At 67.2% G+C, this 11,718-nt stretch carries 10 protein-coding genes and 1 pseudogene; 5 read left to right on the forward strand and 6 right to left on the reverse strand.

Features of this window, described 5'->3' with window-relative positions:
• Positions 1-5: 5 nt before the first annotated feature.
• Positions 6-578: pseudogene (locus A5756_RS11230) on the reverse strand (PPE family protein); the annotation flags it as partial.
• Positions 579-616: 38 nt separating this feature from the next.
• On the reverse strand, positions 617-2,356 hold the full coding sequence (locus tag A5756_RS11235; RefSeq protein ID WP_066952124.1) for an amidohydrolase family protein: 1,740 nt from the start codon (positions 2,354-2,356) through the stop codon (positions 617-619).
• Positions 2,357-2,410: 54 nt separating this feature from the next.
• Here A5756_RS11235 and A5756_RS11240 point away from each other — a divergent pair, with 54 nt between their 5' ends.
• Positions 2,411-2,935: a mycothiol transferase gene (locus A5756_RS11240; protein ID WP_066952126.1), complete on the forward strand. Its 525-nt coding sequence runs from the start codon at positions 2,411-2,413 to the stop codon at positions 2,933-2,935.
• 12 nt (positions 2,936-2,947) lie between these two features.
• Entirely contained in the window at positions 2,948-3,817 is an 870-nt protein-coding gene (locus A5756_RS11245) for a hypothetical protein (protein WP_066952127.1), read from the forward strand.
• On the opposite strand, the gene A5756_RS11250 is transcribed toward A5756_RS11245, so the two are convergent.
• Complete coding sequence (locus A5756_RS11250) at positions 3,814-5,493, reverse strand: cytochrome c biogenesis protein CcdA (RefSeq protein WP_066952129.1); 1,680 nt, start codon at positions 5,491-5,493, stop codon at positions 3,814-3,816. The two genes, A5756_RS11245 and A5756_RS11250, sit on opposite strands and share 4 nt — an antisense overlap.
• A gap of 100 nt (positions 5,494-5,593) precedes the next feature.
• Between A5756_RS11250 and A5756_RS11255 the strand changes: the two genes are divergently transcribed.
• The 3 genes from A5756_RS11255 (at position 5,594) to A5756_RS11265 (ending at position 9,810) form a co-directional block, all read left to right on the forward strand.
• Positions 5,594-6,262 carry a TetR family transcriptional regulator gene (locus A5756_RS11255; protein ID WP_066952132.1) on the forward strand — a complete coding sequence of 223 codons (669 nt, stop codon included), beginning with the start codon at positions 5,594-5,596 and terminating at the stop codon, positions 6,260-6,262.
• A 72-nt stretch (positions 6,263-6,334) separates the two neighbouring features.
• The gene (locus tag A5756_RS11260) at positions 6,335-6,883 is read left to right on the forward strand and encodes an MmpS family transport accessory protein (protein WP_066952134.1); all 549 of its coding nucleotides are present in this window, start codon (positions 6,335-6,337) and stop codon (positions 6,881-6,883) included.
• Positions 6,880-9,810 (forward strand): RND family transporter, encoded by a 2,931-nt coding sequence (locus A5756_RS11265; RefSeq protein WP_066952136.1) that lies wholly within the window; start codon positions 6,880-6,882, stop codon positions 9,808-9,810. The genes A5756_RS11260 and A5756_RS11265 overlap by 4 nt, the downstream gene beginning before the upstream one ends.
• 119 nt (positions 9,811-9,929) lie before the next feature.
• Here the strand turns inward: A5756_RS11265 and A5756_RS11270 are convergent, their stop codons facing one another.
• Genes A5756_RS11270 through A5756_RS11280 form a run of 3 tightly spaced genes read right to left on the reverse strand, consistent with a single transcriptional unit; the run spans position 9,930 to position 11,716 of the window.
• Positions 9,930-10,427 carry a DUF5078 domain-containing protein gene (locus tag A5756_RS11270; RefSeq protein ID WP_066952138.1) on the reverse strand — a complete coding sequence of 166 codons (498 nt, stop codon included), beginning with the start codon at positions 10,425-10,427 and terminating at the stop codon, positions 9,930-9,932.
• A 52-nt stretch (positions 10,428-10,479) separates the two neighbouring features.
• On the reverse strand, positions 10,480-11,397 hold the full coding sequence (locus A5756_RS11275) for a crotonase/enoyl-CoA hydratase family protein (protein WP_066952140.1): 918 nt from the start codon (positions 11,395-11,397) through the stop codon (positions 10,480-10,482).
• Positions 11,398-11,404: 7 nt separating this feature from the next.
• Complete coding sequence (locus A5756_RS11280; protein WP_066952143.1) at positions 11,405-11,716, reverse strand: hypothetical protein; 312 nt, start codon at positions 11,714-11,716, stop codon at positions 11,405-11,407.
• Positions 11,717-11,718: the final 2 nt, after the last annotated feature.

Raw genomic sequence — 11,718 nt, forward strand, 5'->3', positions numbered from 1 at the left:
GGCAGGCCGAAGGTGAGCTGACCGCTGCTGCTGAAGTGGAAGCCGAGGTTCTGTAGAACCTGTTGCCAGGGCGCCAGTTTCTCCACCGCCGCCGACGCGTCGGCGTGGTAGCCGTACATCGCTTCCACGTCCGACGCCCACATCTGGTCGTAGGCGGCCTCGATGTCGGCGATCGCGGGGGTGTTCTGGCCCAGCCAGTTCGTGGCCGACAGCGCTTGCGCCAGAGCGCGGTTGGCGGCGACCACCGCGGGCTGCACGGTGGCGGCCAGCGCCCCCTCGAACGCGTGCGCGACGGCCGACGCCTGGCTGGACACCGCCTCGGCCTGGGCCGCGGCCGCGCTGAGCCAGCTCACGTAGTGCGTGGCGAGGGCCATCATCGCCGCCGACGACGGGCCCTGCCAGGACCCGTTGGCCAAATTTGACGTGACCGAAGAAAATGACGATGCTGACGAGACCAGGTCCTCGGCCAGGCCGTCCCAGGCTTCCGCGGCAGCAAGCAGCGGCCCGGCTCCGGGACCCGCGAAGATTCGTGCCGAGTTGACTTCTGGCGGCAACCACGCAAAATGCGGGCTCGTCACCGGCTCAACTTACCCGGGATTTGGCGGTTTTGGAGGCGTTATTGCGCGGCTACCGGGCGCGGTTGCCGGCCGCGGACCAACTTGCCCGGGCGGGCTTCGGTGGGCACACCGTTCTCCGCGATCACCTGGCCGGCCACGATCGTGGCGACGTACCCGTCGGCGGTCTGGTCCAGCCGCCTCCCCCCGGCCGGCAGGTCGTAACTGATCACCGGTTTGTGCAGCCGCAACGCGGCGTGATCGATGACGTTGAGGTCGGCCTTGTACCCGACGGCGACGCGTCCCCGATCGCCCAGCCCGGCGATGCGGGCCGGCACCGAGGTGAGCTCGCGGACGGCCTCCGGGACCGTGAACCGGCCCGTCTTGCGGTCGCGGGCCCAGTGCGCCAGGAAGTACGTCGAATAGCTGGCGTCGCAGATCATCCCGTAGTGCGCGCCGCCGTCGCCGAGCCCCAGCACGACGTCGTCGCGGTGCAGCAGCTCCCCGACGGTGTCCAGCGAGTTGCCCTGCAGGTTGCTGGTGGCCACCAACAGCATGGCCCGGCCGTCGTCGTCGAGCAGCCGGTCGTAGGCCTCCTCCATCGGCTCAACGCCCTTGGCCCGGGCCCGGGCCCCGATGCTGGTCGCCGGGTCCGGCTCGTAGTCCGGGGTGTCGCCCAGCGGGAAGATCCAGTCCCACATCTGCGCCACGTACAGGATCGGGTGACCGACGCCGGGCTTGTCGGACAGGATGCGGGCCCGCACCTCCGGCTTGCGCATCTCGGCGACGCGCTCGGCCAGCGGCAGGTGCGCGATCTCCCGATAGCTGGGGTAGAGCACGAACGGGTTGGCGGACAGCTGCAGCCCGATGATCAGCCCGATCGGGCGCGGAAGCAGCTGCGCGGTGATGTCACCTCCCGCGGCGTTGGCCTTCTCGATCATGGTGATGGCGTCCGGCCACGTGGGGTCGCCGGCGTTGGCGACGACGAGGGTGAACGTGAGCGGCAGGCCGACATCCTCGGCCACGTCGAACACCGTCTGCAGCACGGGCTCGTAACCGCCGGCCGGGATGTCCGGCACGAACTGCAGCAGGCCGCCGCCGCCGTCGACGACACCGCGGGCGATCTCTTCGATCTCCTCCCGGGCGGCGTCGTAGCTCGGGATGGGCGAACCGCTTTCGGTCTTGTGGATCGTCAGCCGGGACGACGCGAAGCCCAGCGCGCCGACCTCGACCGCCTCCTTGGCGAGCGCCCGCATCTTGGCGAGGTCTTCGGCGGTGGCCGGCTCGCGGTCGGCACCCCGCTGGCCCATCACGTAGACGCGCAACGGGGAGTGCGGCAGATACGCGGCGACATCGATGTCGCGCCGGCCGTCGTCCAGCGCGTCCAGGTATTCGGGGAACGTCTCCCACGTCCAGGGCAGGCCGTCGGTCATGACGACACCCGGAATGTCCTCGACGCCGGCCATCACGTCGACGAGCACGTCGTGGTCCTCCTGGCGGCACGGGGCGAAGCCGACCCCGCAGTTGCCCACGACCACCGTGGTCACCCCGTGCGCCGACGACGGAGTCAGGCGTTCCGACCAGATGGCCTGGCCGTCGTAGTGGGTGTGCAGGTCGACGAAGCCCGGGGTGACCAGCAGCCCGGCGGCGTCGATTTCCCGCTCGGCCCCTTCGCCGTTCAGGTGACCGATGGCTCCCACCTGTTGGATGACGCCATCTTTGACCGCTACGTCGCCGACATACGGGTCACCGCCAAGCCCGTCGACGATGGTGCCGTTGCGGATGATCAGGTCGTACGTCATCCAAACAATCTACGGCCGTGCCGGTGGGTCGTGCCAGGATCTAGTGTCGCTGGTATGGCCAACAGCTCGAGCCCCGACGCCGCCGTCCAGGAACTGCTTCGCGACGCCTTCACCCGGTTGATCGAACACGTCGATGAGATCGCCGACGGATTGACCGACGACGTCGCCAACTACCGGGCGACCCCGGACGCCAACAGCATCGCCTGGTTGCTCTGGCACAGCGCGCGGGTGCAGGACATTCAGCTGGCCGACGTCGCCGGCGTCGAGCAGGTGTGGCTGCGCGACGGCTGGGTGGACCGGTTCGGCCTCGACCTACCGCGCAACGACACCGGCTACGGGCACAAGCCCGAGCAGGTCGCGAAGGTCAAGGCCCCGGCGGATCTGCTGTCCGGTTACTACCACGCCGTGCACAAGCTGACCCTCGAGTACGTCGCCGGCGTGACCGCCGCCGAGCTGGAGCGGGTGGTCGACACCAACTGGGACCCGCCGGTGACGGCCAGCGCGCGGTTGGTGAGCATCATCGACGACTGCGCCCAGCACCTCGGGCAGGCCGCGTACGTTCGCGGAATCGCGCCCTAGGGTTTCCCCGGCGTGCGAATCCTGGCCGCCGTCTTCAGGGCGGTGCTGTGGCTGGCGACCACCGTCGCGCTGGCCGTGGCCATCCCGGCGGCGTGGCTGCAGCTGAACGCGGTCAGCGAGGGCGGGTACGTCGCGCTGGCGCAGCGGGCCGCCGGCGACCCCGCGCTGCAGTCCGCCGCCGCGGACGAGCTGGCCAACCGCGCGATGGCGCTCATCGCGGAGCACAACGGCGGACGGCAGCCGGTCGAGGGCGCGGAGGTGCACCTGGCCGCCGTCGCCTTCACGGCCGGGCCCGCCTTTCCGGCGCTGTTCGCCCAGGCGAACCGGGCGGCACACCGCTGGTTGTTCACCGTCGACGGCACCGGCGAGTCGTGGGCGATCGACGTGGCGCCGATGCTCAAGGACGCTTCGATGCAGCGGATCCTCAGCCGCCACAACGTGAAAGTGCCTGCGACGCTGACAGTTCCGTTGACAGCGTCGCCGCCCTCGGCCCACGGTTCGCTGCGGCCGGGTCGGCTGAGCCCGCTTGCCACCTGGGGCCCGTGGGTGAGCGTCGGCGCGGTTGCCCTCAGCGTCGTCTGCGCCGTCCTGATGCTGGCCACCGCGCGCCGCCGCGGGAAGGCGCTCACCAGCCTCGGGGTCTCGGCGCTGCTGGTCGGCGCGGCCGGCTGGGCCGGCATCGAGGTCGCCGGCCACCATGTCGGCTTCGCGCTCAACCGCACCACCGACGGCATCCGCCGCATCGCCGAGGTGATGGTCGGCCACGCCGAGGCGGGCTTGCACGAATGGCTCAACCTGACGCTGCTCGTGGGCGTCGCGCTGGTGATCGGCGGTGTGCTCGTCGCGATGTTGGGCAGCCTGCGGAAGAAGCCGGCGGGCTAGCCGAAGGTGAACGAAAACACTTGCAGCCCAGGGCTGACCCGCATGTCGAGCTGGTCGCTGCGCGGCGCTCCAAGCTGGTCGGGGTCGGCCACGATCGGGTGCAGCGTGGGTGGCCCGCCGATCGCCGTCGTCGTCGTCTGGCCGTCCCGGGACACGGTCAGGGTGCCCGTGCCGCCGACGACGACGTAGACGTCCTTGGCGGTGTAGTGCAGCCGGATGCCGGCGTCATCGCTGTCCGCGGTGGCGCCCTGGTCGTCCAGCTTCCACCGGCCGCGCAGTGCGAACGTGTCACCGGCCAGCTGTGGCGGATAGCCGAACGCGCCCGACTTGTAATCGCCGCCGCCGCCATAGTTTCGGGCCCGGTCGACCCCCAGATATGTCTCGGGCGTGAGTCGGGTGTGCGGTGTGGTGTCCGCCGAATGCGTCGGACCGGGCAGCCGGGTGTCGGGATGGGCGTCGGTGAGCAGCTCGCGGATCAGCTTCTCGGTGCCGTCGTAGTCGCCCTCGCCGAACTTGGTGTGCCGGATAGTCCCGGTCGCGTCGATCAGGTATTCGGCCGGCCAGTAGAGGTTTTGGTAGTTGTTCCACGTGGTGTAGCCGTTGTCCAGCGCGACGGGGTAGGTGATGTGCAGCGCGGCGGCGCCGCTGGCCACGTTGGCCGGAACCCGTTCGAAGGCGTATTCGGGGGTGTGCACCCCGATGGCGACGAACCCGGCGTCGTGATACCGGTTGTACCAATCGATTACGTGCGGGATGGCGCGCTGGCAGTTGATGCACGAGTAGGCCCAGAAGTCGATCAGCACCACCTTGCCGCGCAGCGACGCCAGGTCGACGGGTGCGCCGCCGGGGGTGTTCAGCCATTCTGCGATGCCGCTGACCGCGGGGGCCGGCCCGCAGGCCTCGAGCCGCTCCGCGCCCTCGGTGCAGTCGCTCAGCGCGCCGCCGGCGGGCGCCCCGAGCTGCTGGCGGATCTTGTTGGCGCCGACCGCTTTCTGCATCGCCGCCGTGTAGTCGGGGACGGCGCGTTGCAGCGTCGCAGGCAGGTTGAACACCAGCGCCACGGCGAGCACGATCATGGTGATTCCGCCGGCGATCTGCACGATGCGCTGCCGCCGGCGGAACGCGCCGACGCGCTCGGCGACACCCCGCCCGGCCAACGCGAAGACCAGCAGTGGCAAGGCGGTGCCGATGGCGAACGCGGCGGTCAGGATCACAATGGGCAGGCCGATGGATGCGGTGCCGCCCGCGACCACGATCGCGGCCAGCACCGGCCCCGCGCACGGCACATACAACGCACCCAGTGTCAGGCCCAACCCGAAACCGGTTCTGCCCGTTCCCGTTTGACGCTGTGGCAGGCGGGCGAACGGCCGCTCGATCAGGTGCTGCAGCGGTGGGAAGATCAGACCGAGGCCGATGAGCGTCAGCACCACCAGCGCTGCCCAGCGAATCGCGTCCTGCGGCAGGTGCAGCGCAGACAGGATGGCCGAGCCGGCCAGGGTGACCACGCTGAAGCTGCAGACCAGGCCCGCGATGACGAGGTACGGCCGGGTTGCCCGGCGACGCGCGGGGGTTTCCTCGACTCCGGAGAAGAACACCACGGGAAGCACCGGCAGGATGCACGGCGAGATCCCGGTGATGAGTCCGCCGAGGAATCCGATGAGCGCGATGGTGTGCATAACTACTTACACCTCTACCTGGCCAGAACGGTTCATGTGACCCACACAAATCACGTCCCGTGCGTTATACAAATCACACAATGTGCGTTAGGCTCCACCGGTGGCGCAGTTAACCTTCCAACGCGCCCGCACCGAGGAGAAGAAGCGCCAACGTGCGGAGGCGCTCGTGGAAGCCGCGCGTTCACTGGCGCTCGAGACGGGCGTCGCCTCGGTCACGCTGACCGCCGTCGCCAGCCGGGCCGGCATTCACTATTCCGCCGTCCGTCGCTACTTCACCTCGCACAAGGAAGTGTTGCTGCACCTGTCCGCCGAGGGGTGGGTGCGCTGGTCGAACACGGTGTCGGAAAAGCTGGCCGAACCCGGGCCGAAATCGCCGTCGCGCATCGCCGAGACGCTGGCCAACGCCCTGGCCGACGACCCGCTGTTTTGCGACCTGCTGGCTAACCTGCACCTGCACCTCGAACACGAGGTGGACGCGGAGCGGGTGATCGAGGTCAAGCGGATCAGCACCGCCGCCACGCTCTCGCTCGCCGATTCCATCGAGAGCGCGGTTCCCGAACTCGGCCGCTCGGGGTCGCTCGACATTTTGTTGGCGGCGTACTCGCTGGCGGCCACCCTGTGGCAGGTCGCCAACCCACCCGAGCGGCTCACCGACGCGTATGCCGAGGAGCCCGAAGTGGTTCCCCCCGAGTGGAACCTGGACTTCACGGTCGCCCTCACTCGCTTGCTGACCGCCACGTGCGTGGGGCTCATCTCGGGATCGCAATGAACGCAGAGAGGAGGCCGGGGGGCTGTGGCTTGGCGAACTGCAACCGGTGGACGGGAAGGACTTCGAGCGCCCATGACGACGACTGAGCCAAGGACCGAGCCGCTGCAGAAGCAGGGCTCCGGCGGCAGGGAGGGCGAACAGGTCGCTCCGCAGCGCGCCAGGAAAGCGGGGCTGCTGGGGCGTTTCTGGTTGGTGCTCACGATCGCAGCGGTCGTCGCGGTGTCGGGATTCGTCGTGTACCGATTGCACGGCGTCTTCGGTGTTCACAAGGGCTCGTTCGGTGGCGGCACCTCGGGCGAGGTCCTCGATGAGTTCAACGCCAAGACGATCACGCTCCAGGTCTGGGGCTCACCGGGCAGCACGGCAACCATCAACTACCTCGACGAAAACTCCCATCCGCAGCAGGCCCTCAACGTGCCCTTGCCCTGGAGCAAAGTATTGAGTTCAACGAAGCCCGGCATCCCGGCAAACCTGGTGGCGCAAGGAGACGGCAGTTGGATCGCCTGCCAATTCGTCGTGAACAACCACGACGGGCGCGGTGACGTGATCAAGACTCCGAATCACTCGCCCCCCAACGAAACGGTGAATGCCTTCGTCTACTGCCTGGACAAGTCCGCATGAGCGAGGCAGGCGAGGCTGCGCCCCGCGTCGACCAGCCGCTGATCCCGCCGTTCCTGCCGCGCATGATCCATCGGCTTGCGTTGCCGATCGTCCTGGTGTGGTTGGGCATCGTGTTTCTCACCAACACCATCTCGCCACAGCTGGAGGTCGTCGCCAAAACCCACTCGGTGTCGATGAGTCCGACCGCCGCTGCATCCTTTCAGTCGATGATGAAGGTCGGATCGACGTTCAAAGAGTTCAACTCCGACAACTCGGCCATGATCTTGCTGGAGGGCGACAAGCCACTCGGGGCCGAAGCGCACCGCTACTACGACGAGATCGTCAGGCGCGCAGAGCAAGACACGAAACACGTTCAGCACGTGCAGGATTTCTGGAGCGATCCGCTGACGGCGGCGGGTTCCCAGAGCCACGATCAAAAGGCCGCGTACGTCCAGGTCTACCTCGCCGGCAACATGGGCGGCGGCCTGGCGAACGAGTCTGCCCTGGCCCTCCGCAAGATCGTGGACTCGGTGCCCGCGCCGCCGGGGATCAAGGCATACGTCACCGGCGCGGGTCCGCTGTTCGCCGATCAGTCCCATGCGGGCGAGAAGGGCGTCATGCTCGTCACCCTTGTCACTTTTTTGGTGATCGTGGTGATGCTGCTGTTCGTCTACCGATCGATCACCACCATGCTGATCATGCTGGCGATGGTGTTCATCGAGTTGGCCGCGGCTCGAGGCGTCGTAGCGACGCTCGGTAACTACGGCGTCATGGGGCTTTCCACGTTCGCCAACAACATGCTGGTGCTGATGGCGATCGCCGCCGGGACGGATTACGCGATCTTCGTGGTCGGCCGCTACCACGAGGCGCGCGGTCTCGGCGAGACCCGCGAACAAGCGTTCTACACCATGTTCCACAGCACGGCCCACGTTGTGCTGGGCTCCGGGCTGACCATCGCCGGCGCGATGTACTGCCTGAGCTTCTGCCGCCTGCCGTACTTCGAGTCACTCGGCATACCCTGCGCCGTCGGCATGCTGGTCGCGGTCCTCGCGGCCTTGACTCTGGCACCGGCGGTCCTGACCGTGGCATCGTTCTTCAAGCTGCTGGACCCGAAGCGCAAGCTGCAGACCCGGGGCTGGCGTCGCATCGGCACCGCGGTCGTCCGCTGGCCCGCACCGGTTCTCGCGGTGACCATCGGGGTCGCTCTCGTTGGTCTGCTCGCCCTGCCCGGATACAAGACGGACTACGACAACCGCCACTTCCTGCCGGCAGATACCCCGGCCAATGTCGGTTATACCGCCGCGGACCGGCACTTCGACCAGGCTCGGCTCAATCCCGAGCTGTTGATGATCGAGACCGATCACGACCTGCGTAACCCGGCCGATTTCCTGGTCCTAGACAAGGTCGCCAAGGCGGTCTTCCACATCCCCGGTATCGGCCGGGTGCAGACCATCACCCGGCCGTTGGGCACGCCGCTCGACCACAGCACCCTCGGTTTTCAGATGGGTGCACAAGCCGCAGGGCGGATCCAGACCCAGCACTATCAGGAGGAGCAGGCGGCAAACCTGCTCAAGCAGGCGGACGAGCTGCGCAAGACGATGGCAACGCTGCATGAGCAGATGCAGGTCACCCAGGACCTCAGTAACACGACGCACGAAACCACCAGGCTCACCAAAGAAACCGTGAAGATCACCGAGGCGTTGCGCGACGACATCGCCAACTTCGACGACTTCTTCCGGCCGATCCGCAGCTTCTTCTACTGGGAGAGGCACTGCTACGACATTCCGGCCTGCTGGGCGCTACGGTCGGTCTTCAACGCGCTCGACGGCATCGACCAGGTGGCTCAGAACATCGTGGAACTCAGCGCGAACCTGGACAAGTTGGATCAGATCCAGCCGAAGCTGGTGGCGCTGATACCGCCGCAGATTGAGAGTCAGCAGCACAACCTGGACACCATCATGTCGAACTACGCGACCACGATGGGTCTCAACGACCAGGCGAAGGCGCAGTCCGACAACGCCACCGCCCAAGGTGATGCCTTCGATAAAGCGAAAAATGACGACACGTTCTACCTTCCGCCGGAGGCGTTCAAGAGTCCGGATTTCGCACGGGGTCTCAAACAGTTCATCTCGCCGGATGGGCGCGCGGTCCGGTTGATCATCTCCCATGAGGGCGACCCGGCGACTCCCGAAGGCATCAGCCACATCGAACCGATCAAGCAGGCCGTGCACGAGGCGATCAAGGGCACGCCATGGGAGGGCGCCAAGGTCTACCTCGGCGGTACCGCCGCGACGTACAAGGACATGCACGACGGCTCGAACATCGACCTGCTGATCGCCGGAATTGCCGCAGCCACACTGATTTTCATCATCATGCTGGTGATCACCCGAAGCGCCGTGGCGGCCTTTGTGATCGTCGGCACGGTGTTGCTGTCACTGGGCGCCTCATTCGGACTCTCCGTGCTCCTGTGGCAGTACATCCTGGGCTTGAAGTTGCACTGGATGGTGCTGGCGATGGCGATCATCCTGCTGCTGGCGGTCGGCTCGGACTACAACCTGCTGCTGATATCGCGGTTCAAGGAGGAAATCCACGCCGGGCTCAAAACCGGGACGATCCGCGCGATGGCCGGTTCGGGCTCGGTGGTGACCTCCGCCGGTCTGGTGTTCGCCGCGACCATGGCCACGTTCATGTTCAGCCCGCTGCTGGTGATGGCCCAGGTGGGTACGACGATCGCGCTGGGTCTGTTGTTCGACACCTTGATCGTGCGGTCGTTCATGACGCCGTCGCTGGCCACCCTGCTCGGGCGCTGGTTCTGGTGGCCGCAGCACGTGCGTCCGCGGCCGGCCAGCACAATGCTGCGTCCGTATGGACCGCGTCCCGCTGTGCGCGATTTGCTCCTGAAGAACGTCGAGGAGCACCCGGCGGGCGGATTGGTACAGCCGCGCTGATCTGACGTGCTGCGGTCGGCGGTGCGCCTACATGCGGTACCACGAGGACGGCGCCGGGACGACCCAACACAGACTGGTTCCCGGCGGCGTCACCGCATTACTTGAGCCCTACCGCGGAATTACTGAGCCCTGCCGCGGACGGGTCCCGGCCAGCCAGGAGGACCAGTTGGCTCGGCCCAGTCCCAGACCGCCATGTCGCCGGGCGGGTATTGGGCGCACACGTCAGTGGCCTTGGCCACGACGCCCTTGTTGTTGAAGAAGAGCTTCATGTGGTTCGGCCACGCGTACCAGAGCGGGTCGTTGTTGAAGAAGTTCTCGGAATACGTCCGGCGGTCCTCCGGCGACAGCGAGTAGAACCAATGCACCTTGTCGATCGTCGCCTGCTGGACGTTCGGGTGGTTGTCGAAGTCGATCATGTAGCGCTGGTAGTACACCGGACTGGTGTCGCGGGTGGCCGCCATGATCTGCTCCGCGTCGCAGGTGGTGTTGATCATCCTGCGCGGGATCGGGAAGTCCTCCGTGGAATCGGCCACGGCGGTTTTCGGGAACGCCGTAGCGGCGATCCCCAAAGCGAAGACAGCGACGCCTGCACGCAGGCCAGTGATCAGCCGGGACATAGTTGTTACGGTAACACTTTTTGTGCGCCGGGGGACAGGTTCCTAGTCCATCTCAGCATTGGCCCCGATCAGGCACGATGACGTGCGTGGGGTCGGGCCGCAGCTCCGGCGGGGCCTGGCTGTAGTCGCCGAATGGACCGTCGCGGCGCTCGACCGCGGCCCGAACGCCCTGGGTTTCGGCGGTCTTGACGAAGTCCAGGGCGTCGGGGGTGTTGCGCATCAGGCCGTCGAGGATGCCGCCGAGCGTCTGGGTGGACGCCAACCCCATGTTTTCGTAGGCCTGGTTCACGATCAGCTTCTGCGCCTGCAGCTGCGACAGCGGAATCCGGGCCAGCTCGCCGGCGATCTCGGCGACGCGGGCCTCGAGGCGCTCGAACGGCACCGCCTCGTTGATCAGCTCGACCTCGGCCGCCTGCACGCCGGTCAGCGGCCGCCCGGTCAGCGAATGCCACTTGGCCTTGGCGAAGCTGAGCCGATAGAGCCACATCCCGCTCAGGTATGCGCCCCACATCCTGCTGTACGGGGTGCCGATCACCGCGTCGTCGCTGGCGATGACCAGGTCCGCGCACAGCGCGTAGTCGCTGGCCCCGCCCACGCACCAGCCGTGCACCTGGGCGATGACCGGCTTGGATGCCCGCCAAATGGCCATGAACTTCTGCGTCGGCCCGGTCTCGCGGGAGGTGACCATCGCGAAGTCCTTGCCGGGATCCCACTTGCCGTCGGTCATCATCGACTCGCCCCAGTGCACGAAGCCGCCGCCGAAGTCGTAACCGCCGGAGAACGCCCGGCCCGCGCCGCGCAGCACGATGACCTTGACGGCCGGGTCCCGCTCCGCCAGCCCGACGGCCGCCTCGATCTCGTCGGGCATGGGCGGCACGATCGTATTGAGCTGCTCCGGACGGTTCAGCGTGATGGTGGCCACCGGGCCGGCCGTCGTGTACAGGAGCGTCTCGAAGTCGCTGGTCGGCATGGCTTCCTTACGGGTCGGGCTGACGGTTTTCCGGTAACGACGCGTAGATGCGGTCGCCGATCTTCAGATACGGCGTCGTCAGGTAAGCCGACAGGACGACGAGGCCGGAGAAGATCACCGCCACGCAGACGGCGTTGGGCCAGAGCCTGCCCGTGCCGGCCGCGAAGCAGACGGTGCCGATGATCGCGGTCGCCCAGTAGAACCGGCGGCCGGCACGGCGGTCACCGATGAAGCGGTAGCGTGCCTGCGCCGCCGAGACCAGGACGAAGATCAATCCGGTCGCCAGCAGGGTGAGTTCGATGCGTTGGGTCGCTGACACGC

Origin of the sequence: Mycobacterium sp. 852002-53434_SCH5985345 (genome assembly GCF_001667155.1) — a bacterium.
Classification (GTDB): domain Bacteria; phylum Actinomycetota; class Actinomycetes; order Mycobacteriales; family Mycobacteriaceae; genus Mycobacterium.

Coding starts and splice junctions, on each gene's coding strand:
- A5756_RS11270 (WP_066952138.1), bottom strand. CDS start 10,427: ATGTCCCGGCTGATCACTGGCCTGCGTGCAGGCGTCGCTGTCTTCGCT.
- A5756_RS11260 (WP_066952134.1), top strand. CDS start 6,335: ATGACGACGACTGAGCCAAGGACCGAGCCGCTGCAGAAGCAGGGCTCC.
- A5756_RS11265 (WP_066952136.1), top strand. CDS start 6,880: ATGAGCGAGGCAGGCGAGGCTGCGCCCCGCGTCGACCAGCCGCTGATC.
- A5756_RS11275 (WP_066952140.1), bottom strand. CDS start 11,397: ATGCCGACCAGCGACTTCGAGACGCTCCTGTACACGACGGCCGGCCCG.
- A5756_RS11235 (WP_066952124.1), bottom strand. CDS start 2,356: ATGACGTACGACCTGATCATCCGCAACGGCACCATCGTCGACGGGCTT.
- A5756_RS11240 (WP_066952126.1), top strand. CDS start 2,411: ATGGCCAACAGCTCGAGCCCCGACGCCGCCGTCCAGGAACTGCTTCGC.
- A5756_RS11250 (WP_066952129.1), bottom strand. CDS start 5,493: ATGCACACCATCGCGCTCATCGGATTCCTCGGCGGACTCATCACCGGG.